Origin of the sequence: Nostoc sp. JL31, assembly GCF_017114965.1 — a bacterium.
GTDB lineage: Bacteria > Cyanobacteriota > Cyanobacteriia > Cyanobacteriales > Nostocaceae > Nostoc > Nostoc punctiforme_A.
Window position 1 is genome coordinate 1 of record NZ_JABXKO010000028.1, and the last position, 22,313, is coordinate 22,313.

Below are 22,313 nucleotides of genomic sequence, written 5' to 3' on the forward strand. Positions count from 1 at the left end.
AGTTCCATCCTAGAGTTCCGTCTTCTGTTGCCATTACTTGCTACTCAAAATGAAACATGGGCAGTAGATTTGTTAGGTTTTGGCTTTACACAAAGGCAAAAAGAAATAAATTACAGTCCAACTACAATCAGAATTCACCTTTACAATTTTTGGAAAAATTTAATCAACAGACCGATAACATTAGTAGGTGCATCAATGGGAGGTGCAACTGCAATTGATTTTACTCTCACTTACCCTCAAGTTGTAAAATCACTAATATTAATTAATAGTTTAGGTTACACTAATTCTCCCCCCTTTAGCAAATACTTGTTTCCTCCTTTTGACTTCTTGGCTGTGGAATATCTACGTCAACGCCACATCTTGTCATTAAATGTATGTAGTATATTTCCTAATTTAGATACCAAAATACTTTTGGCTATTCAATGCGCCATGTTACACCAAGAAATGCCTGGTTGGAATGATGCCATGATTGATTATGTAAAATCTGGTGGTTATACTGAATTAGCAAATAGAATTGCCCAAATTGACAAGCCAACACTCATTTTATGGGGAGAAACTGATGATATGCTGCCATCTAAAGATGCAGAAAATTTTCAGCAATCTCTTGCTAACTCTCAACTAATATTGCTCAAAAATTGCGGTCATACCCCTCAAATTGAACAGCCACAAATCACATCTCAACATATTTTGCACTTTCTGAATATTGGGAATTTTTAATTTGGTTTAAGATGATATTTTTGAAGTTTCACTAGGTAGAATTTAGCTGTTCTGCACTGAAGCTAGTGTAGAACAGCTAAATTGATACAAAAATCAAATCTTTCTTTAGCTATAAAAAGTTGTATGAAATCGTATTTATATTCTAAAAAGGAAAACAGATGACTGATAAAAAGGTCGTGCTAGTTACAGGAGCATCATCTGGATTTGGGCAATTAACTGCTAAAAAGCTTGCTGCTGTAGGTTATTGGGTCTTCGGTACCAGTCGCAAATCACATCCAGCATCAGGTGATGTGGAAATGTTAACGCTCGATGTTACCTCTGATGACTCAGTGCAATTATGTATCAAACAGTTGCTCACACGGACTAATCGCATTGATTTACTGATTAATAATGCTGGACAAATTCATGCCAGTATGCTGGAAGAAACTTCTTTAGAACAAGCCAAGGAAATCTTTGAAACCAACTTTTGGGGTGTTGTCCGCCTCACTAACGCCGTTTTACCAATTATGAGACAGCAGCGTAGTGGACATATTATCAATATCAGTTCAGTCGCGGGATTGATTGGCGCACCAGGTCAAGGTTTTTACAGTGCAAGTAAATTTGCCCTCGAAGGTTATAGTGAAGCACTGAGCGTGGAACTAGACCCGTTCAATATCAAAGTGTCTTTAATTGAGCCTGGTTACTTTAAGACTAACTTCAACCATGCCATGTTACCACCCACCTTCAATTATGCGGATTACGACAATGTACGTGATGTGATTCGCTCAACTGTCACTCAAGCAATTGCACAGGGCGATGATCCGACAAAAGTTGCACAGACAATTGTCTTTGCTGCTCGTAGCCGTTCCCCACGATTACGCTATCGTGTTGGTAATGAGGCACAATGGTTGCCTCGCTTGAAAGCAATATTGCCAGATAACTTGTTTCGATTTGGTGCCCGCAAGCGGTTGAACCTGCCATAAATCACAGCCAAGCCCAAAAATGCAACAGCAAACGCTCTAGTAAATCCGTTAACAGATTTCTTGCATTTCAGTTCTGGGGGATAATTAGCTAGTTGGTCACGCCCTTTGTAATCACCTTGGAACCAAATCAGCTAAACCTATTTCCAGAAGTAAGACCTACACCAGCACTTTTGACAGAGGCACTGGTGATGAGTGCTGATGCCCTGCTGAACTAGAAATCTCAGATTTTTGAATATCAGCAGAAAGTGAGAGAGAACAAACCACCACAAGGTAACACTGTTTGACATTGCACCAAAACACTGCGACCCAGACCGGATTGATCCGTTTAAACTGCATTTACAATCAATGGCTTTTTATCGGATGCCAGATGATTTTGGTCAAGCAGCTTTGTATTTTGTGATTGATAGTGCTACTCCCCTATTACTTTATGTTGGAGAAACCAAGCGGAGTAACAAACGCTGGAAAAATACCCACGACTGCAAGGATTACATCGCCAGTTATCAGGATTTACATTATCGCTATGAGATGGAAACGGCGGTTAATATTAGTTTTTGGTGGGATGCTCCAGTAGAGAGAAAATCACGACAAACTTTAGAACAGGCAATGATTCAAAAATTTAAGTACCCATGGCTTTTAAATGTTTGCCGTAATAATCTGTAAAAAAGTGTGAAAAATCTGCGTTTCATGTCATAGCGAAAGCTAAAATTTGCTTTGCTGCTCGTTGTCCACTGCGAATTGCTCCCTCCATATAGCCAAGCAAGAATTCCCGCTTCACCTGTCTGAGTTACAGTAGATTCCCAGACCGTTTGATAAGGTGTTTCTCCCACGACTAACCCCCAACTGGATTGCTGCCAGAAACGGTTGGAGTACTGAATGTGGGTAAACAGATTCTTTATGTTGATGGTAATGCAGTTGCACCCCAAAAAGTAAAACGTATTGCCCAACTGATTGAATCATCTGGGGCAACTTTTGTAGATGCTTCAATCATTGGCCCACCGCCCAGAGTTCCCGGTCGCACTCGCATCTATGTTTCAGGAAAACAGACTGATGAATTCCAGCAATAGCGGAACTATGGGTTAGATATACGAGTAATTGGCGATGAAATTGGTCAGGCTTCTGGATTGAAAATGTCTTACGCCGCCCTCACCAAAGGACTGACAGCGATTAGTACAGAATTATTGATTGCTGCCCATCGCTTAGGCTTGGATGAGCAACTATGGAACGAAGTATCTAGTAGCCAACCAGAACTTGCTGCAATTCTCACCCGTTCTATTCCATCCATGACACCAAAAGCACATCGTTGGATAGGGGAAATGGAAGAGATTTCCGAAACTTTTCAAGAGTTAGGTCTGACTGAGCGGATTTTTTTTTTACGGCGCAGCTGATCTTTACCGCTTGGTGAAAGATACCTCTTTGGGTAAGGAGACACCAGAAGAGTGCGAGCGCGAGCGCCCATTGAGAGACATCATTACTACTCTTTCCAACGAAGCAGCATCGAGTGTATTAGACAAAAATGGCTGATTTCAGTTTAGCTATGTAGCGATCGCTCACTCAATTGGGATCGCATTCTTATGCTCTTTTTTGCCCACATGCGAAATCCAGCAACTGGGGAAAATTTGGCGGCGAAGTGGAGTGCCTGGTGGGGGCTGCTAAAATCCTTACTACCAGCCACAAGTCTTTCAGCCCGTACCAGGGACGAATCTAGCGCAGCGTTCCTCAGTTGCGCCAACGTTCACCGTCCCAGTTTTTTGTTAACGATCGCTTGACTTTTAAGACAGTCGCTACGAATATTCTTAAACCGAGCGGTATTAAATAGAGTTGCACAGCCATCAACTGTGTCAATTTCAGGTGAAAGCCATGATATTTTTGACCGTAGCCTGATTTGTCAGAATTGAAAACCACAGATCCCCGACTTCGTAAAAGTTGTCGGGGATTTTGTTTTTCGTCAGTAGTTAACAAATCTTCAGATGGGTAAATGTATTTTTGCCCAGCTATTCACTACCGATCATATAAAATTGATTCGGATTGAATTTCTATTTATTGAAAAGACAATATGTTTACCAGAATTCGCCGTCTTTTGAGCCAATTTTTTAGCAAAACAAGAACAATCAACAACGAACCACTGAATAAATTCAGTTTAATTGTCATTATTATAATTGATATTTTTATCTTAATTAATGTTTTTACCGGACTTAATGATATTAGCAGATGGCATATCAGTCCGACTGAGGCTTATCCATGTTATTCAGAGTGGCAAAATTACCGGACAAAAACTACTAAAGATAAAGACTATGAAATTGTTAGACTTTCATTGCCATCTTACACAAACAATCAACTCAGTTTTCAACAAAACTATCAACAAGCCGAAACAGGACATCTGGGTAAGGTTTATCAAACGTGCTTACAATATGCCGATTACAAAGATAAGATTAACAATCCTGAAAAGCAGCAAATTATTAGAATTATCGATCAAAAACAAACAAAAATTAGTAGACTTGAACAAGCCAATGGCACTATTAAATCTCAGTATGACTCAACGCTATTAGAGAAAATTGCAGATCAGGGTCGTGAACAATCAATTAATCAAGTCAGTGCGGAAAAAGCTAAACAAGCATTAGAAGAAAATAATCGCCAAATTTCTACTCTTAAACAAGAAAATTTTACTCTGAAAAATGAACTAATCGCTAAACCGGAAAGCATTAGTTTTATAAATTTTATTAAAGATGATAATCGATTCCAAGAAGTTGAAAAAGGCTATCAGCAGGCATCATTTTGGTATCCAAGTATCCAGCTTGGTTTTCAGTCTCTCTTCCTTTTACCACTGATTCTCATTGCTTTATTAGTTCATAAGTTTTCCCAAAGAAGAGGATATGGACTTGTTTCGCTAATTAGCTGGCATTTGCTAGTTATCTTTTTTATCCCATTAATCGTTAAAATATTTGAATTTCTCCAAGTAGGTGCAATATTTAAATTTTTATTTGATATACTTAGTGCCATTTTTGGCAGTTTACTTTTCCTGATAAATTATGTTTATATCTTGCTGATTCCAGTTATTGGTTTTGGAATTATCCAGTTTTTTCAAAAATTTATCTTTAACGCTAAAATCCAAGCAGCTAGCAGAGTTCAAAAATCACAATGTGTCAATTGTGCCAAGAAAATTCGACATCTTGATACTTACTGTCCACACTGTGGTTATTATCAGTGCATTGAATGCCATAACTGCCATAATCTTACTTATAAGCATTTGTCGTACTGTAAACATTGTGGAACTTCTCAATTTTCCAGTAATTTGTAATCAGTGAAGTTGTCGATCGGCCTTTTTAACTTAGATATGAAAAAAGAGAAACAAATCAATAAAGAGAGTCAATCGCCGCTTGATTTTCTCAAAAACCTGTTGATCGCTCGTTGGCGATCGCTCTTACTCCTTTTGATCGGAGTCTATTTACCTTTGCAGATATTTGAAATCCTGACAGTGAGGATATGGGAAAATCAAGCGGGCTTTCCGTGGGATGTGCCGATTTTGTTAGCAGTTCATTCTACAACAAACCCACAGTTAGATGTTTTAGCTGTCACCCTAGCTACAGTTGGGTTGCCTTGGACGGCGATACCGATTTTGGGTGCGATCGCACTGATGTTACTACTCCAAAAACGCTGGCGATCGCTAGCTTATTTACTCACCGCCTCAGCAGGAAGCGTCATCATTAACTGCATCGCAAAGCAATTAATGCATCGAGTGCGTCCACAATTGTGGCAGTCTATTGCACCTGAGTCTAGTTTTGCATTTCCCAGCGCTCATGCGATGACGAGTGTAACACTGGTAGCAATTTTATTATTTTTAACTTGGGCTACCTCTTGGCGCTGGTTAGTTCTCATATTCGGCAGCTTATACATCATCGCGATTGCGTGGTGTCGTCTTTATCTAGGGGTTCATTTTCCTAGTGACATTCTCGCAGGTTGGATGGTTGCATTAGGTTGGACGATTGGTGTCAGTCTAATTATCAAACCCTATAGAACTATAGCCAAATCCGTAGATGGCGAACGTCCTAAAGATGAAACTACCTTACTCCCAGAAGAAATAAAGTCGATAAATGAGGAGTAATATCAGCCCTCACTCTAAATCCCTCTCCCAAGGGAGAGGGATTTTGAAATTGGCTTCCCTTCTCCCAAAATTGGGAGAAGGGGTTGGGGGATGACACGAGGAAGCGGTTGCACTGTCCTTTTTAGCCCTCAAGGAGAGCTAGTTCAAAATGGTCGTTCCTGTAGTTCAAGAGAAATTGGTAAAGCTCAAGCTGCGATCGATACCTATCTCCGGGAGCAAGGCGCACCTGAGCGCAACAGTGACAACTCAATGCGGCAAAAACTGACCTTAATCTGCTACGGTGAAGGTCGCAAACCAAGTCTTGAAAGCCGCAATAGCTATGAATGGAACTCACGTCGTCATCGCTATGAACTGCAAAATCGTGTAGAGTCTTCGACAAACGAGTTCGATTCCGAGGTTCAAGTCGAGATTCGTAATATGCAGGGAAAAATTCATCTAGGCGGAAAGCTCATCCCGCCAATTAATTCAGGCGGTACTAATGGATGGTGGAACCTCAACGATCTCCGTGTCACACCGGAGCAAATCACGGGGAAATACCGGGTGAATGGGCTAAATTATCCGCGTGTTGAGATTGATCGACGCAGTGGACGGATTGCCATTAATGGGATTGAGGATTTCCGTGGTACTTGCGATTCAGGCGACTGGAGCAGTGGCAGAACTCGTTTCTAGTCTGGCTACTTTTTGTCTAAGTCCCGAATGGCACGCTTGTTAAGCGTAAACCCCTGAGATTACTGGCTTTTGGGTATAGGGTGTAGGGTGTGGGGTTAAGGGTTGGAAGAAGATGTTGTTCTATTTGATGCACTAAAATTCAATTTTCTTAAACACTACACCCCACACCCTACCCCCAATATCCTGCCCTGACTAGGTTTCATCTTTTCTTAGTGCCATTCGTCTAAGTCCCAATAAGTACCACTCCTTAAGGCACAATGTCTGAGAAGTCACCTGGACGATGCTTCTTCACGAAATAACCAGCGTTTCAGACATTATGCCTGAATGAAGGAATGTGGGTTTCAGGTTTCTCGGCTAACTTTTAAGACATCCTTTCAATGCCCTCTAAATTAGATTGTTCTTCCAGATAGCAACTACTTCTGACAATCCTGTGAACCCCCCGTGTAAACGATCGATTGGTAGCGTCCTTGGTCTGTTTGGATTGTTACACAGTAGTTGGTTTTGCCTTCTAGCCAGTAGCTGTAGCCCGAACCATCACTCTTGACCCATCGATAACCCCGTTTTTTCACTGCGTTTTCTGCCTGTCCTGCCCTTGCCCCCACTAAATCACTCAACCGAGAAACGGTAGTACCCGCTTCAGGCTGACGCCTAGCAGCAGCCCTACGATTTCTGTTACCTGAGTTTTGTCGATTGGCAGATGTATCCCAATAGACAAAAATTGACTCATTGGCGAGACGATAAATCTGTCCTCGATCGCCAAGTCCAGCTTGTCGATAGGCAGCATCACCATTTTGATCGCGATAATTGCCGGGTCGATTACCCGAAGGGAGCAGGTCATAGCTACGACCATTTTCCAGTTGAATGCTAACCGCACCCTGCCGTTGGGAAAAGGTACAGGGACCAGAAGATGTGGCGCGGTCTTCTCCTTTTGGGAACACATCGCAACGGGCATTCACGGTATCGGCTTTGACGGATACGGGAAAACTCAAAGAAGCGATCGCCAGTGCTACTGCTAAAAATGAATTTGAAGATTTCATTACCATAAAACTCCTGAGTTATGACAACGAAGATGATATTTTATATCATTCTCTAAATGTGGGTTTTATAGTTGACACTTGCAAACTTTCTTAAACTATCTTTCTTGTGTCACTTTCCAAAAACTTTTGCCATTTCGGAATTCTAGAGCTTTTCTATAGGAAGCGATCGCCAAATTTTCTCTAATAACCCTAAAATCTCTAAAATTAATTGATGATAGAAAATTCAAGTAGGATGATGACTAACACTAATATTAGTTATTCAATCACTTTACCATAGATTATGTTCTTGTTTAATCGCTTCCTCCATTCAATAATTCGGTTTGTGCTAGTCAGTGTGATGACGCTCGCAATGGTGTTTGGGTGGAGTGCGATCGCTCACAGTCAACTACCTTCCTTACCTACCGCAGCCTCCAACGATCCGCACAAGCCACCTAGTGGTGTTACCCGCCTCGGTATGTATGAAATTGCGTCTGTGTATTCACCCTTAGATAGAAGCTTATTGTTTGAGATTGTCTCTCCCACTGTTTTTAATCGTAGCCAACCGCCAGATGGATCTCTTCCAGTAGAGGTACGTGCCGAAGAAATAACGCAACGGCTGATGCGAGCGCTCGCTCGAACTAACAAAGCCAAACAAACTCCTCTAATTTCTATTGCCATTCTGAATCAGGATTTAATCCTCCAGCTCAGTGACGATCGAACGACCCGTCCTTTAAGGCTGGTGACTGTAACAGAGCCAGATGCTGACTACCACGGAAAAACTCTGGAGGAATTGGCGCAGGAGTGGCAAAAAATATTACAAGCAGAAGTAGAACGCATTAATAGACTCTTCTCGCATCAGGTATTGTGGCAACGAATTGGACAGGCACTGCAAATCAGCATCGGCTTAGTGTTGGGGAGTGTTGTGTTGTGGTTACTGCGGCGAACTCTAATTCGCAAACAGACGGCATTGCAAGTTCGCCATCAAGAGCAGATAGCTGCGGTAAAACAGGGTGTGGTCAAGCGATCTGAGGGAGAAACATCCACAACTATTCACACAATAGAGACTAGTGAAAAGAAAACAGATGCAGACACGATCGCCGATGGGCGATCGCAGTTTCTAGAAACGATCCGGCGACAGTTTAGCCTCAAGCGCCAACTGGGGATCTATTCTCTGCTCAGATGGCTACTGTTTTGGGCATTTATTCTGATGTGGTACATCGGGATTGTGGTCATCATATATCGCGTCCCCTACCTCATGAGATGGTGGACGGACGCTGTAGCCAGGCCCCTGGCACTACTGAGTTATTTGGTTTTTCATCAGTCTTGTTATTCGGATCGGCAAAACCTTAATTGACCTCCTCACTGATGTCTGGACAACCCATTCCTCTCTCCCTTTGAGTGAAACTCAACGGATTGCCCTACGAGCTGCAACAGTTTCCGGGGCACTCAAAGGATTAATCACTTTTGTTTTCATCACCTTGGGTATCTTGCATTTTCTAAAAATATTTAATGTGCCTACCAGTTCAATTTTGGCAGGGGGCGCTGTGATCGGTATCGCAATTTCTCTTGGTTCCCAAAGTCTGATTAAAGATTTGGTCAATGGCTGCTTGATTTTGATGGAGGATCAATTTGCTGTGGGAGATGTAATTGAGATCGCAGATAAAAGCGGATTGGTGGAAAATCTCAACCTGCGGGTGACTCAACTACGTAATAACGAAGGTAAATTAATTACCATTCCCAATAGCAATATCACGAATGTCAGCAATCTAACCCGTCTCTGGTCGCGGGTAGACTTTTCTATTGTAGTGGCGTATGAAAACGACCCCAAGCAGGTTTTAGAGATTCTCAAACAAGTATCCAAACAATTGTATAGCGAAGTAGAATGGCGCGATCGCCTGCTAGAATCGCCCCAAGTGCTGGGGATTGATGACCTATCCCACATGGGTATGTTAGTGCGCGTTTGGATTAAAACCGCACCTATGGAACAATGGAGCGTTGGGCGAGAGTTTCGTCTACGGGTACGGCAAGCCTTTGAAGCCAACAATATTCAGATTAAGGCAAATTGAAGATTGTCATAGAAACGAATAACTTACTAGAACCGCTAAAATCTTTTGCTGAAAAACGCTTGACCATACTACATACAAAACTTTTTTGCAAGATGATGAAATTAAGAACAGCCCTCAACATATTCGACTTCTGGCAATTTACCCGCTCTGAACTGAGTGACAAGTTTACCATCAGTCTCGAAGACTAGACGATAGTTGCGATCGCTACGGTCTTTGGGGATGAAAGTTAGGTAATGTCCATTTTGGACGTATTTATGAGGTGTGACTTGAATTTGTCCTGGGTAAAGAGACTTGATTTGCGCTTCGGTGTCGCCAATTTTTGCACCTTTGAGAGTAGTAATCTGTGCATTTTCCCGCACATCTACTCTAGAAATCCGACCTTTTGTCACCATGAACGAAAGATTTTTGGGTTCATTTTGTGGCTTAACATAATAGCAATTATTATTTGGTGAATCGCCCACTAGCTTAGTACCAGCAGCCTTTGCCGCTTGAGGGACAGTCATGCCAACTTGGACTGCGCCAATACCGTTAATAAACAGTTTTGACTGATTCGTTAGTTTCGCCTTTGCTACAACTGTACTAATAGCCAAAGAAGAAACTGTTAGTGTTACGGTGACAAAAGTCAAGAATTTAGTTTTGCTATTCATAATTGGATATTTTCCTCAGTTAAGTCAATAATTTCATCGAAGCAGAAGTTGCGGACTAAATTTGCTAATTTTTCTGCCAAAGCAGAATGAGTTTGGGGAATTTGCTCAATTAGTTGCAAAATCCTTTCAGCATCGACTTCAACGGCTGCCTGATTAAGTTCTATTAGCCATTGGGCAGGCATAATGGTAATTGCAGAGCGAAGATCCAAGATGGAAGATTGAGTATTCTCTAGGTTTTTGTCTATTGCATCTTCACTGCTTTCTTCTGCACAGATATAACGAACTTGCAAATATTCAGCGATCTTTTCAAAAATCACTTGCTCTCGGAAGGGCTTACGAACCAAGTCGTCGCAACCTGCGGCTAAGATACTTGCCTGTTGTTCTTCAAAAGCACTGGCAGTTAGGGCAATAATTACGGTGCGGAAATTTGTAGTTGTATTTTTTTCCCTGTCTCTAATCTCTTTAGTGGCATCGTAGCCATTCATGATAGGCATTCGCATATCCATCCAAATTAGATGAGGTTGCCAAGTTTGCCAAATAGCGATCGCTTCTTGTCCATTAGTCGCAGCCTCAATTTCAAAACCAATGCTACCAAGAAGTTGCACAATTAAATCGCGGTTTTCTTTACGGTCATCAACTACGAGAATACGGTAAGCAGGTTGGTTTGCTGCCAGCTTGAGTACGCGTCCTTTATTCAATTTTGGTGCAGCTTTCAAAGCTGCGGCTAAATTCACTTGAATGTCAAAGCTAAAAGTAGATCCTTGCCCAATCTGACTTGTCAAGTGAATATCGCCTCCCAGCAACCGCACAAATTGACGGCTGATAGTCAGTCCGAGTCCAGTTCCCTCCTTAGTTTGGATACCACTTGTTGTCTGGACAAAAGGCTGAAACAGGTTATTCATTTCTTCTGCTGCTATTCCCCGTCCAGTGTCTTGGATTTCAAAGCGTAGGGATTGGGGCATGGGGCATTGGGCATGGGGCATTGGGCATTGATTCATCTCCCCTTGCTCCTTTTTTACTCCCTTGCTTCCCTGCTCCTCTGCTCCCTCAGTCCCCAAACTTACCCGCAAAGTTACCCCGCCAGTCTGAGTAAATTTGACGGCGTTACCCAAAAGGTTTATGAGAACTTGGCGGAGTTTACCTTCATCTGTTTGGATGTAACGGGGAAGATTGGCAGCCATTTCAAATTTGAGAAACAATTGCTTTGCCTGTGTCCGCACTTGGAACATCTCTTGTAATGTTTGCAACAACAGATAAAGGTCGAAGTCTTCTGGATTAAAAATGATTTGTCCAGCTTCAATTTTGGACATTTCTAAGACATCGTTAATCAGATTAAGCAAGTGTTCTCCACTGCGGTTAATGGTAGCTAAAGATTCACGCTGGTTTGAGTTGAGGCTAGTGTCTCGCTCCATTAATTGGGAAAAACCCAGAATCGCATTTAAAGGGGTGCGGAGTTCGTGACTCATATTAGCAAGGAAAGCACTTTTGGCTCGGTTGGCAGTTTCGGCGGCTTCTTTGGCAATTCTCAACGCTTCTTCTGCCTGGTATCTAGCTCGACCGATCGCAATTATTTCACCTACCAGTTTCAGCAGATTAATATCTTCTTGGTTCCAGGTTTTTGAATAGTGAATCATCGCTGCACCAACAAACCCAACTACTTTGCCAGCATGAACCATTGGCACAGCGAGTATAGACTGAAACGACATACTTTCAAAAAGTTTTCGCTCAGGTAGATGCGGCGGTAAATCTTCCACACAAGAGATTTGTCGATGCCTACCACGGAGAATCGGCTCGTAGAAATAGGGGAAAACTTCTACAGGCGAACCTCTGGCAATATCAATCAATGGTGCAACATCTTCGCCACACCATTCATGGATCAGGTTGAATTCACGTTTATCCTGGGAGCATTCAAAGATGCAACTGTGTTCAGCATCAATAAATTCAGCGATCGCTCGCAGTGTAAAATTAATTGCTGTTGCTAAATCTTGGTCAATAAATTGCCGAGAAATGCTGCTGATTAAACTTTCGGCTTGAGTACGACGTTGCAAGGCTGCTTCTGCTTGTTTGCGATCGTTAATATCACGAGCTACGCCGACAATCTGAAAATTACCTTGGGCATCTTGTGTGCGGACTGCATTACTAGTTAGCCAAACCCAGCCACGACTGCGATGTTTCGCGCGGTACTCAGTCCCGGAAATTCCCTCACCTGTTGCCAGGATAGTTTGGGCGACTTCTTGACATTTGGGTACATCATCGGGATGAGTAAAGAATGCCAAGGAATTACCCTCCATTTCGCTGGGGGCAAATCCGGTAGTATTCAAGATATTTGGAGAAATATAGTTAAATACCCCATCAGCATTGATCACAAATAGCACATCGTTAACCTTTTCAACGATAGTGCGGAACTTTAACTCGCTTTGCTGTAAGGCTGCTTCTGCTTGTTTGCGTTCCAATTCAGCACCAGCACGGGCAGCAAAAATTTTCACAATCAGTTCCCGTCCCGGATCGGGCTTCATGGGTTTGACATCGATCACTGCGAGATGTCCGATGATTTCGCCGGATGAACTGGTGAGAGGAACGCCAAAAAAACTCTCGGCATTCATCTTCACTAAATCGGCATCTTCCGGGAAAGTTGTTTGCACTGCTTGCGGGTAGTGACACATATTGCCTCGCAAGGTGTGTTCGCAAGGAGTACCCTGTAAATCATATTCCAAGTTCTCGTTAATAGCCCCGCTACACCAAAATGCCAAAGTGCGGACTCTCGTTTTTGGCTCGTCATCAAACTCAGTCACTAGGGCATATTGAACTTGCAAGACTTCAGCAAGGTAACGAACGCAAGAATTGAAAAATTCATTGCCTGTTTTCGCGGCTGTACCCTCAACAATTAAGCGTAAAGCTTGTTCTTGCTGTTTGCGATCGCTAATATCTGTAAAAACAGAATCCAAACAAGATTCGTCTGCGTTGAGACGAAGTGATAACAGTACCCAAACAACAGATTCATCCAAGCGCCGCAGTGCTACTTCAAAATTGCGAACTTCACCGGACTCTTCTAACTCTGCTAAAAGTAGTGCGCGATCTTCTGGATTGACATATAAATCAGTTGTGAAATACTTACCAATTAAGCCAGCAGCAGAGGTAAACCCTAATATCTCGGCACTACGTTGATTAGCATCGATAATCAATCCATCTTTTTGGCAGGTGCGAAAAATCCCCACTTGGGAATTTTCAAAGATATTGCGGTATTTCATTTCACTACGGCGCAAAGCTTCTTCTACTTGCTTGCGTTCTGTGATATCGCGTCCCACGCCAGCGATCGCAACACCGCTAGGAGTGTTAATTGTGGAAGTGTTAAAGTTGAACCATCGCCAGCTACCGTTTTTGTGTCGCAATCGCACTTCAATATTAGTCAGTTTTTCGCCAGTTATCGCCCGTTGTAAGGCGGCGGCGCTAATTGCTAAGTCTTCAGGTTTGGTAAACTCCACCACAGAATGACCTTCGATTTCTTCTAAGCTGTAGCCCATCAGTGCAGTCACATTTGGCGAGTGATAAGTAAAAATTCCCTCTGGCGAGAGGACAAATATCAGATCGTTGGCATTTTCAACAATGCTACGGAATTTTAACTCGCTTTCCTGGAGGGCTGCTTCGGCGCGTTTGCGTTCTGTGGCATCTGTGCCGACTGAAAGAATTTCGATTAAGTTTCCTTGGGCATCTAAAATGGGTTTATTCGCCCAGACTATCCAGACGCGATCGCCATTTTTGCATAAATTCTCGTTTTCGTTAAATAGATAATTTTCTGGCTGCTGACAAATATCAACCATTAATGTCTGCAAATCGCGCCCAGAAGTTTCCGTTTCTGGAACAATTGTACCAATAACATTGCTTCCGATAATCTCATCTAAATCGAAACCAAAAAGCCTTTGACCGTAGTCATTTAAAAATATAATGTCACCATTGCCATCCCAACGCAGAATTATACAGTTAGCCGTTTGCACCAAATCGCGGTACTGAGCTTCGCTTTGACGTAACGCTTCTTCGGTGCGTTTGCGAGCCGTAATATCCCGCACTATTGCTAAGATGTGTCGCTTGCCATTGTAAATGCAAGTCGTTCCTTTGACTTCCACATTTATTAAACTGCCATCTTTGCAGATATCAACTGCTTGTCCATAAAATTGCTCACCAGCTCGTGTTTTCTCGACAAACTCTAGAAAAACAGAATGTGAGTCTGGATGAATATAAACAGATGGATGTAAAGTGAGAAATTCCTCATAAGAGTAACCGTGCATTTGACAAGCCGCCGGATTAATTTCGGCGACTTTTTCAGTCTCCATTTCAGTAATAAATAATCCATCATTAATTGCTTCAAAAATACTGCGGTATTGTAATTCACTTTGTCGCAGTGCTGCTTCTGCCCTTTGGCGCTGAGTGATGTCGCGGAAGCTCCACACTCTACCAATAATCTGTTCACCGATGCGCTGAGGACAAGAGTAGCGCTCAAATACTCTGCCATCTTCTAGTTCTAACCAGTCGTAACTAACTACTTCCGGCTGTGAATATAATTCTCGGACTCGTTGCAAAAATCCATCGGGGTCTTTTAGCTGGTTTGCCAGATATGCTAGTCGCTGAGGATGATCTGGTTCCGTCAAAAGTTCTGGTGGAATTGACCACATTTCTAAGAACTTTTGATTATAACTAGTGATATTACTTGAGCTATCGACTACTAATATACCATCTTGAATCGATTCAAAGATAGCGCTTAATAAAGACAGGGAGTTTTCTAAAGCTACTTGAGTTTGTTTACGTTCGCTAAGATCCCGCCCTAAAACCACCAAGGCTTTGCGTCTACCATCCTGGTGAAAAAGGGGAGCTTTAATCATATCTAAACTGCTTACTGTCCCATCAGGGCGAGGAACAGCTTCTTCTACCCGATGCACATATCCCAATTGCCAAGCTCGTTCATCTGTTTTATTGCAGTTGAGCAAAGCATCATGATAAAAATTGCTAAATTCCGCTAGTTCTGAATCTGTTTTGCCTTGATAATCAACGCCTTGTAGCTCTAAAAATTCCAGGTTAGCTTGGTTTGAGAGCAACCATTTGCCCTCGCCGTCTTTTAAACAGATAATATCGGGTGTGGCGTTAATTAATGTCTGCAAGCGCTCCTCAATCTCTTGTAAGGATTCTTGAGTTCGTTGAGTCAATGTGATATCTCGAATCACCAGTATGGCACAGCGATCGCTAGTCAATCCGGTACAGCTACCGGAAATTTGTAGCGTTATTTGCTCATCTTGCTGCAACTGATAATTTGTTGTTTCATACTCCCCATTGAGTATCTGCACATCAGGATAGCAAGGTAAAGCAACTGGTTGTCCTAATTGTGTGAGGGGTAGCAAGTCAGTTAACTTCCCACCGCAGACAGTAGCGTGAGGTTGGTTTACTAGAGACTCAAAACGAGAATTGCACCATTGAATGAGTCGGTCTTCTCCCACCCAGACTACAGCATCAGCGATCGCACCAAGTGTTAATTCCATCTTGTTTACAGTGGTTTGCAATTGCTTTAGCTGCTCTAGCTGTTGTACGCTCATCAACGACTCCTGTTAAATAATTCGTAATGACGCTCCTGCGTCGCTACCGCTGCGCTAACGTAATTCGTAGTTCGTAATTATTATGAATTAAGTACTGTACAAATTAATAATCATGTGCTACGGATGATACTAATAAATCTGTATAGTGATTGTATCGTTAGTCCCTGACTGGAATATTCGACTACAGCAAAACTACATATTATCTTTAAAATTTTACCTAAGTAGGGATAAGTCTTGGCAGTGCCCAACACCGAAATAGCAAATGCGATAGTCAAAGTAATAATTGATACTGTTTAGCCGGGATATTGATATAAATACATTCGTCGGGGCACATAGCTCTGCATACCTAACTGAGTTAAACATTGATTATGTTATTGACAGCATATTATCAAGTTTTTATATGTCTGCTTTATTGCGCTTGTATTTTTATTAAAAATTTGAAATAGTAATGAACATGAGAGCTAATCCTAAAGCTCATTGATTGTGTTATCTACAAAGGAGAATCTGTTTCATGCTAAAACGTAGTATCAAACTAGCTGTTTTTGGTCTGGCGTTACTTGTTTTCACTTTGAGTTTAGCCATTTATACACCAGCGTATGCGGGTACAATTACGCTATATGAAGGTAATGGAGGACAACAAGATACTCTAGGTAGTTATTCTGATAGACCTGATTATGCAGGTAAAGTTAAGCCAAATGATGAAGCTCGTTCGTTAAAACTCAGTGAGGTTGCACCATTCACAATAATTACAGTTTATGACAGCCCAGATGCTGCCGCAGATGATGATTACACCACAATTAAAGTCAAACAAAAAACTCCCAAGGATTTGGTCGTAGGTACTTTTGAAAATTCTTTTGAAAATGAATATATCAAGGTAGATCATTCGCACGACAATGGACTTGATGGAAAGGTTTCATCCATTCAGATTCAGGGTTTTGATTTTTAATAGGTCATAGAATTAGACCATTAGCGCCATAGCACTAATGGTCTAATTCTGGTTCTATCGCTCCCTTTATGCTTAGAAAAGCAAATGAATTAGATTTAATTAATAAATTTTACTAAAATACGAATAATTACGAATTATACCCAGCGTTACTACCGACTTGGTATAGTGATTGTATTGTTAGTCCATCATTGGGGTATTCAACTACAGCGAAATTACATATTACCTGAAAGCGATCGCCATCGAAGGCTGTGAATATTTGCTGGCGAAGGGTAGTTAAAATCTCACCGAGGCGATGGTTTACTTCTGTTTTGGTTAACCCAGAAACTCCCATGACAAATTCTCCATTACCCCAATAACCTAGCACTTCACCACTGCAAAATACCGATTGGAATAAACGACTCCATCTTTGCAATACCTCGTTTCCAGCCTGATGACCATACTTGATATTAATTTGACGAAAATCAGTCACACGTAAGATCGCCAAGCAAACAGATTGCTGATTTTTCTCGGCTTGAGCAATTAGGTGCTGCAAGTCGCGGTTAGACTGAAACTGATTTGCTAGCCCAGTTAAGGGATCTTTAGTAGAAAACGATTGTAGTAAACGGCTGCGTTCTAAGCGATGGGTAATGCGTGCCAATAGTTCTGCCCCAACAACAGGTTTAACCACATAATCATCTCCCCCAACAGCAAACACTTGTTGCACAGTTTCCATCTCTCGGTGAGCAGTTAGAAACACAATCGGTAATTCCTGCCATTGGGGATCGGTACGAACTGCTCGGCAAAGTTCGATACCATTGATGTGAGGCATTTCCACATCCAAAATCAACAAATCCGGTTTAGTAGATTGCAATACTTCCCAGAAACGTAGCGGATTTTCTAATCCTGTCATCCGCATACCCCACGGCTCTAACATTGGGCGCAGTGCTGCTAAAATCAGCGGGTCGTCATCTACTGCCAGTATATTTACTCGCAAAGAACGAGTACGCTGTAATATTTGGCATGAAACATCCCAAACTTGAGCAGCTGTTACAGGCTTGACCAAAAAACCCCGCGCCCCGTACTGAGCAAAAGTTACGCGTTCTACTAACTCATCAGTTGCAGCCAGCACCAGAACGGGTACGGGTGGAGTACGCGTTGCTAAGTCCGAAAGTAGTGCCAAACTTTCTTTACGCCAGCTGATATCATCTATATTTAGCACTACTAAATCTGGTGATGTGGTTTGGAGAAAGTTTTTTGCATCCTCTAAGTTGCTGATTTGCTGCCAGCATATTCCCATGCACTCAACCAGTTGTTGCAACTGAGAACCTAGTTGCAGATTCGGGTCAATTAAGATCAATCGGGTACTAATTTCGGGTGCGATCGCAGTAGAAGTTTGGTAATCTACATTTTGTCCCATCAGGTTGATGATGTTACCCAAATCTTCAATCAGCGTCAGCAATTGCCGCTTTTCACTTACTGACAAATCACCATCTTTCCCTAAAATCTGTTCAATTTCCCGCGCTAGCTGAGTGCCATTGTCTTGTTCAAACATCCCCAAGACACCAGCTAATTTGTGCGCCTCTCGTTCTGCGGATTTGCGTAACTCCTGAGTCAGGGTTTTGTTAGAAAGTGCTGCCGCTAATTCTTCCAACACCGCCAGCCGTTGCACCATCAATCCTTCATATTGTTTCCACAAGCCACCCATTGCTTGCTGAAACTGCTCCTCAACTTGAGGACTTACAACTTGCGATTTTTCTTTTCCCCCCTGCTCCCCCTGCCCCTCTGCTCCCCTGCCACCCTGCCTCCCCTGCCTCCCCTGCTCTCTTCCAGGATTCAGCCGATATCCCAAACCATAAACATTTTCAATCCAGTCTACTGCTCCGACTGCTTTCAACTTTTGTCGTAAGTATTTGATGTGAGATTTTACAGTCTCCTCTTGGGGTGGATCGTCAAAAGTCCACAAATGCTCAATGATATCCCCCCGACTGAAAACACGCGATGGATTCCGTAAAAATAGCTCCAGTAAACTATATTCTTTGGCTGTTAATTCCAGCAGTTTGTTGTTATATGTGACTTCGCAACTACTGGGATCTAGTCGTAGTGAGCCTACTTCCAGTATAGGAGTACAGGGGCGATCGCCTCGACGGATCAGCGCCCGTATCCGTGCTTGCAGTTCTTCCAAATCTAAAGGTTTGATCAGATAATCGTCTGCACCTGCATCAAGTCCCTGAATCCGCTCTCTACTACCATCTTTCGCCGTCATCAACAGAATCGGAGTGAAGCAACCACCAGAACGCAATCGCTGACACAATGTAATACCGTCCAGTTTCGGTAATCCGACATCTATTAGTAACAGGTCATAGTTCGTACTTTGCGTGTATTCCCAACCCATTTGTCCGTCTTGTACGACATCAACAACATAGTGTTGCTTAGTCAGAGACTTCAACAAGACACTTGCTAAAATTTCTTCATCTTCGATTAGCAAGATTCTCATACACCCGTCCAATATATAGCTTGCTACTACTTCACCCAAAAAAAATAGTACATTAGGTAGCTATTTTTCTACAAGCATAAAATAAAAAAATTAGCAAGTCTTCTTATTTCGGTTACATTGAAATTCACCTTATACTTAACTCCTAACTTCTGGCTCTAAAAAATGGTTCCTTCCAAACGAGTTTATTTATTGTTGGTTTTGGGTATAGCAATCGCCCCAATCCTATCCTTATTTCTCAGCATTAGAGTAACCATCGCCATCACTGTGCTATTTGATGCAATTATTCTCGGACTGATGCTTGTAGATGGTTTGCGGGTGCGGCGTTCTCGCGTGCAAATTACCCGCGAATTACCGTCACGATTATCTATTGGGCGTGATAATCCCGTAGTGCTAAAGGTGACATCGCTAAATACCGACGCTCAAATTGAAATCCGCGACTATTACCCAACAGGATTTGGCATGTCTGCACCTGTACTCAGCGCCATTATTCCCAGTAACAGCACTGAGGAATTAACGTATACCGTCCACCCAACACAACGGGGAGAGTTTCCTTGGGGGAATATTCAAGTTCGACAGTTGGGGCTTTGGGGATTAGCTTGGGATGATTGGCAAATTTCTCAAAGTCTGCCAGTGAAAGTTTATCCTGATTTAGTGGGATTGCGATCGCTGACAATTCGTCTGACACTGCAATCATCTGGATCGATGCGCCAATCTCGCAAAACTGGTATTGGTACAGAGTTTGCCGAACTGCGGAACTATCGCACTGGTGACGATTTGCGGTTTATCGATTGGAAAGCTACTGCCCGTCGGGTTGGCGCTTATGGTAATGCCATGCCACTGGTGAGGGTTTTGGAACCAGAACAGGAACAAACATTACTGATTTTACTCGATCGCGGACGGCTGATGACGGCAAAAGTGCAGAATTTGCAGCGATTTGACTGGGGATTGAATGCAACTTTATCCTTAGCCTTGGCAGGTTTACATCGAGGCGATCGCGTGGGTGTTGGTGTATTTGACCGCCAAATGCATACGTGGATTCCCCCAGAACGCGGTCAACATCATTTAAATCAGCTAATCGATCGCTTAACTCCAATTCAACCAGTGTTATTTGAATCTGATTATTTGGGAGCGGTGACAAATGTTTTGCAGCGACAAACTCGGAGGGCGCTGGTAGTAGTGATTACTGACTTAGTTGATGTTACCGCCTCTACAGAACTCCTAGCTGCACTCTCCAAACTAGCACCCCGCTACCTTCCATTTTGCGTAACTTTGAGAGATCCACAAGTCGATCGTCTAGCACACACTTTTACAGATGATGTTGCAGGTGCTTATACCCGTGCAGTAGCACTAGATTTATTAATGCAACGACAAGTAGCTTATGCCCAACTGAAACAAAAAGGTGTATTGGTGCTAGATGCACCAGCAAATCAAATTGCCGATCAGTTAGTTGAGCGATATCTGCAACTCAAAGCGCGAAATCAACTTTAGTAATTGTCACTCTAACTTGTGTATTTTTATTCAATTATTTAGCGGAGGTATAAACTTTGCTTAAAATTATCCAGGTAGAGACTGATGAACATAAACTCCATATTCGATACTACGGGTTTACGTGCAGTTGGTCTAGAGTTAACCAAAATAGTTCTGAGCGGGGGAATGAGGGAGTGGGAAATGAGGGAGTGGGAAATGAGGGAGTGGGAAATGAGGGAGTGGGAAATGAGGGAAAAATACATAACTCTTGACTCTTGTAGAGACGCGATTAATCGCGTCTCTACCCTTGGCATTTGACTTTTGTTTCCTGCCTTCAACTCTTAATCTATGTGGTTTCGGTTCTGCCTTGTGCTTCCTGTTTCTTGCCTTCTTTATCTGTACCTGAGCTGTACCTAATCTTCAGCACTAAAATCACAGATGCAATAAGTAAGGTAACAATGTTAGCAGCAATCAAAGGAATATCATGAACAGAAAAACCATAAATCAACCATAAAATAATACCTACACAAAGAATAATTAACATACTCCAAGAAAGGTCATTGGCTGATTTGGACTGCCAAGTTTTAATAAGTTGAGGGAGATATGCGAGTGTAGTCAGTACTCCTGCTACTAGCCCTAAAATAGTTGTAAAATCAATTTCCATTCTGTTCCCTACCTCAAGTTTTTCAGTTAAGTGATACTATGCAGCCAAAGAAATATTGAACTGGAGATTACCACACTCTCATTGTTTGCCGATTCTCTCTAAAGGCGTTTTTTCATTCTTTCTGATAGCCTATTGACATAAAGCAGAAATAGAATTTTTCATTTTGGAGCCTGAGCAAAAAATTCTGCGATCGCTTTAGCAAATCTCTCAAATTAACTATAATATTTTGATAAAATTGAGACATTTACACCCAACTTTTAAGCTGCCTACATTGGTTACTCAAGGATACGTTTAGACAGTGCCCCTTTTGCAAAAGAAGCACACGCACTTTATCGTGTATTTGGCTTTCAGAATATTGAGCCGTATTTAGAAAAAACCGAGATTCCTCTCGAACATCGAGCAAACTGGATTTTTATGGAATTAGTTTTAAAATGATCGATATCCGTTGCGAAACTCTGTCAGACTACACAGCAATAGCTGAGGTTAATACACTAGCTTTTGCGCAGGAAAACGAGGCTAAACTTGTAGAGAAAATTCGCAATTCTAACCGTTATATTTCAGAACTTTCTCTAGTTGCAGAGGTTGAAAATATTGTAGTCGGTCATATTTTATTCAGCTATATTGACCTAGTGGCTGAAGAAGCACTACAAGTACTTGGTTTAGCGCCTTTGGCAGTTCATCCACAGTTTCAAAGACAAGGAATTGGCAGCGCACTAATAAAAGCAGGGTTAGAAATAGCAGAGGCAAAGAAAGAAGCCATAGTAATTGTACTAGGTCATCCCCACTTCTATACTCGCTTTGGTTTTCAGCCTTCTGTTGTTTATGAAATCGAGTCTCCTTTTCCAGTACCAGAGGAATTTTTCATGGTGAAACCACTGCAAAACTATCAAAAGCAGTATAAAGGCAAGGTTGTTTATCCGGCTGCTTTTGATGAAGTATAATATTATTCCCACGTGAAGTTTGGTTAAAGCAAGAGACGCATGAATCGCCGTCAAGACGAAAGACTAT

Annotated in this window: 19 protein-coding genes; 13 read left to right on the forward strand and 6 right to left on the reverse strand. The window is 42.2% G+C overall.

What is annotated here, in order from left to right; translation table 11 throughout:
• From HWQ43_RS04885 to HWQ43_RS04905, 5 genes are all read left to right on the forward strand, one after another.
• A partial coding sequence (locus HWQ43_RS04885; RefSeq protein ID WP_292730850.1) for an alpha/beta hydrolase occupies window positions 1–717 on the forward strand: 717 nt, incomplete at its 5' end.
• Between the two features lie 158 nt (window positions 718–875).
• Window positions 876–1,679 (forward strand): SDR family NAD(P)-dependent oxidoreductase, encoded by an 804-nt coding sequence (locus HWQ43_RS04890; RefSeq protein ID WP_292730853.1) that lies wholly within the window; start codon window positions 876–878, stop codon window positions 1,677–1,679.
• A gap of 345 nt (window positions 1,680–2,024) precedes the next feature.
• A complete protein-coding gene (locus tag HWQ43_RS04895; protein WP_292730855.1) occupies window positions 2,025–2,339 on the forward strand; it encodes a GIY-YIG nuclease family protein in 315 nt (104 codons plus the stop codon).
• Window positions 2,340–2,524: 185 nt separating this feature from the next.
• Window positions 2,525–2,743: a hypothetical protein gene (locus HWQ43_RS04900; RefSeq protein ID WP_292730856.1), complete on the forward strand. Its 219-nt coding sequence runs from the start codon at window positions 2,525–2,527 to the stop codon at window positions 2,741–2,743.
• A gap of 63 nt (window positions 2,744–2,806) precedes the next feature.
• Complete coding sequence (locus HWQ43_RS04905) at window positions 2,807–3,064, forward strand: DUF1932 domain-containing protein (RefSeq protein WP_292730858.1); 258 nt, start codon at window positions 2,807–2,809, stop codon at window positions 3,062–3,064.
• A gap of 331 nt (window positions 3,065–3,395) precedes the next feature.
• On the opposite strand, the gene HWQ43_RS04910 is transcribed toward HWQ43_RS04905, so the two are convergent.
• Complete coding sequence (locus HWQ43_RS04910; RefSeq protein WP_292730860.1) at window positions 3,396–3,638, reverse strand: hypothetical protein; 243 nt, start codon at window positions 3,636–3,638, stop codon at window positions 3,396–3,398.
• Window positions 3,639–3,732: 94 nt separating this feature from the next.
• Between HWQ43_RS04910 and HWQ43_RS04915 the strand changes: the two genes are divergently transcribed.
• From HWQ43_RS04915 to HWQ43_RS04925, 3 genes are all read left to right on the forward strand, one after another.
• Window positions 3,733–4,974, forward strand: a complete 1,242-nt coding sequence (locus tag HWQ43_RS04915) for a hypothetical protein (protein WP_292730862.1) — start codon at window positions 3,733–3,735, stop codon at window positions 4,972–4,974.
• Window positions 4,975–5,010: 36 nt separating this feature from the next.
• Window positions 5,011–5,778, forward strand: coding sequence for a phosphatase PAP2 family protein (locus HWQ43_RS04920; protein ID WP_292730864.1), 768 nt, complete (start codon window positions 5,011–5,013; stop codon window positions 5,776–5,778).
• 90 nt (window positions 5,779–5,868) lie between these two features.
• Window positions 5,869–6,447, forward strand: coding sequence for a hypothetical protein (locus HWQ43_RS04925; protein WP_292730866.1), 579 nt, complete (start codon window positions 5,869–5,871; stop codon window positions 6,445–6,447).
• Window positions 6,448–6,860: 413 nt separating this feature from the next.
• Here the strand turns inward: HWQ43_RS04925 and HWQ43_RS04930 are convergent, their stop codons facing one another.
• The gene (locus tag HWQ43_RS04930; protein WP_292730868.1) at window positions 6,861–7,484 is read right to left on the reverse strand and encodes a hypothetical protein; all 624 of its coding nucleotides are present in this window, start codon (window positions 7,482–7,484) and stop codon (window positions 6,861–6,863) included.
• Between the two features lie 280 nt (window positions 7,485–7,764).
• Between HWQ43_RS04930 and HWQ43_RS04935 the strand changes: the two genes are divergently transcribed.
• Both HWQ43_RS04935 and HWQ43_RS04940 read left to right on the forward strand, forming a co-directional pair.
• The gene (locus HWQ43_RS04935; RefSeq protein ID WP_292730870.1) at window positions 7,765–8,817 is read left to right on the forward strand and encodes a hypothetical protein; all 1,053 of its coding nucleotides are present in this window, start codon (window positions 7,765–7,767) and stop codon (window positions 8,815–8,817) included.
• Between the two features lie 40 nt (window positions 8,818–8,857).
• Window positions 8,858–9,529 carry a mechanosensitive ion channel family protein gene (locus HWQ43_RS04940; protein ID WP_292730872.1) on the forward strand — a complete coding sequence of 224 codons (672 nt, stop codon included), beginning with the start codon at window positions 8,858–8,860 and terminating at the stop codon, window positions 9,527–9,529.
• 101 nt (window positions 9,530–9,630) lie between these two features.
• Here the strand turns inward: HWQ43_RS04940 and HWQ43_RS04945 are convergent, their stop codons facing one another.
• Together HWQ43_RS04945 and HWQ43_RS04950 are read right to left on the reverse strand one after the other, a co-directional pair.
• The gene (locus tag HWQ43_RS04945; RefSeq protein ID WP_292730874.1) at window positions 9,631–10,176 is read right to left on the reverse strand and encodes a hypothetical protein; all 546 of its coding nucleotides are present in this window, start codon (window positions 10,174–10,176) and stop codon (window positions 9,631–9,633) included.
• Window positions 10,173–15,755: a PAS domain S-box protein gene (locus HWQ43_RS04950; RefSeq protein WP_292730876.1), complete on the reverse strand. Its 5,583-nt coding sequence runs from the start codon at window positions 15,753–15,755 to the stop codon at window positions 10,173–10,175. The genes HWQ43_RS04945 and HWQ43_RS04950 overlap by 4 nt, the downstream gene beginning before the upstream one ends.
• Before the next feature lie 511 nt (window positions 15,756–16,266).
• Between HWQ43_RS04950 and HWQ43_RS04955 the strand changes: the two genes are divergently transcribed.
• Window positions 16,267–16,701, forward strand: a complete 435-nt coding sequence (locus HWQ43_RS04955; protein ID WP_292730878.1) for a hypothetical protein — start codon at window positions 16,267–16,269, stop codon at window positions 16,699–16,701.
• Between the two features lie 127 nt (window positions 16,702–16,828).
• On the opposite strand, the gene HWQ43_RS04960 is transcribed toward HWQ43_RS04955, so the two are convergent.
• Window positions 16,829–19,174 (reverse strand): response regulator, encoded by a 2,346-nt coding sequence (locus HWQ43_RS04960; protein ID WP_292730880.1) that lies wholly within the window; start codon window positions 19,172–19,174, stop codon window positions 16,829–16,831.
• Between the two features lie 162 nt (window positions 19,175–19,336).
• Between HWQ43_RS04960 and HWQ43_RS04965 the strand changes: the two genes are divergently transcribed.
• Window positions 19,337–20,662 (forward strand): DUF58 domain-containing protein, encoded by a 1,326-nt coding sequence (locus HWQ43_RS04965; RefSeq protein WP_292730882.1) that lies wholly within the window; start codon window positions 19,337–19,339, stop codon window positions 20,660–20,662.
• Window positions 20,663–20,987: 325 nt separating this feature from the next.
• Here the strand turns inward: HWQ43_RS04965 and HWQ43_RS04970 are convergent, their stop codons facing one another.
• Entirely contained in the window at window positions 20,988–21,305 is a 318-nt protein-coding gene (locus HWQ43_RS04970; RefSeq protein ID WP_334813176.1) for a SemiSWEET transporter, read from the reverse strand.
• Between the two features lie 431 nt (window positions 21,306–21,736).
• On the opposite strand from HWQ43_RS04970, the gene HWQ43_RS04975 reads away from it, so the two are divergent.
• Complete coding sequence (locus tag HWQ43_RS04975; protein ID WP_292730884.1) at window positions 21,737–22,246, forward strand: GNAT family N-acetyltransferase; 510 nt, start codon at window positions 21,737–21,739, stop codon at window positions 22,244–22,246.
• Window positions 22,247–22,313 lie beyond the last annotated feature (67 nt).

Bases quoted from the DNA above. Each gene is read 5' to 3' on its own strand.
- HWQ43_RS04950 (WP_292730876.1), bottom strand. From the start codon at position 15,755: ATGAGCGTACAACAGCTAGAGCAGCTAAAGCAATTGCAAACCACTGTA.
- HWQ43_RS04930 (WP_292730868.1), bottom strand. From the start codon at position 7,484: ATGAAATCTTCAAATTCATTTTTAGCAGTAGCACTGGCGATCGCTTCT.
- HWQ43_RS04955 (WP_292730878.1), top strand. From the start codon at position 16,267: ATGCTAAAACGTAGTATCAAACTAGCTGTTTTTGGTCTGGCGTTACTT.
- HWQ43_RS04970 (WP_334813176.1), bottom strand. From the start codon at position 21,305: ATGGAAATTGATTTTACAACTATTTTAGGGCTAGTAGCAGGAGTACTG.
- HWQ43_RS04965 (WP_292730882.1), top strand. From the start codon at position 19,337: ATGGTTCCTTCCAAACGAGTTTATTTATTGTTGGTTTTGGGTATAGCA.
- HWQ43_RS04920 (WP_292730864.1), top strand. From the start codon at position 5,011: ATGAAAAAAGAGAAACAAATCAATAAAGAGAGTCAATCGCCGCTTGAT.
- HWQ43_RS04905 (WP_292730858.1), top strand. From the start codon at position 2,807: ATGTCTTACGCCGCCCTCACCAAAGGACTGACAGCGATTAGTACAGAA.
- HWQ43_RS04915 (WP_292730862.1), top strand. From the start codon at position 3,733: ATGTTTACCAGAATTCGCCGTCTTTTGAGCCAATTTTTTAGCAAAACA.
- HWQ43_RS04895 (WP_292730855.1), top strand. From the start codon at position 2,025: ATGGCTTTTTATCGGATGCCAGATGATTTTGGTCAAGCAGCTTTGTAT.
- HWQ43_RS04960 (WP_292730880.1), bottom strand. From the start codon at position 19,174: ATGAGAATCTTGCTAATCGAAGATGAAGAAATTTTAGCAAGTGTCTTG.
- HWQ43_RS04935 (WP_292730870.1), top strand. From the start codon at position 7,765: ATGTTCTTGTTTAATCGCTTCCTCCATTCAATAATTCGGTTTGTGCTA.
- HWQ43_RS04945 (WP_292730874.1), bottom strand. From the start codon at position 10,176: ATGAATAGCAAAACTAAATTCTTGACTTTTGTCACCGTAACACTAACA.
- HWQ43_RS04925 (WP_292730866.1), top strand. From the start codon at position 5,869: ATGACACGAGGAAGCGGTTGCACTGTCCTTTTTAGCCCTCAAGGAGAG.
- HWQ43_RS04975 (WP_292730884.1), top strand. From the start codon at position 21,737: ATGATCGATATCCGTTGCGAAACTCTGTCAGACTACACAGCAATAGCT.
- HWQ43_RS04890 (WP_292730853.1), top strand. From the start codon at position 876: ATGACTGATAAAAAGGTCGTGCTAGTTACAGGAGCATCATCTGGATTT.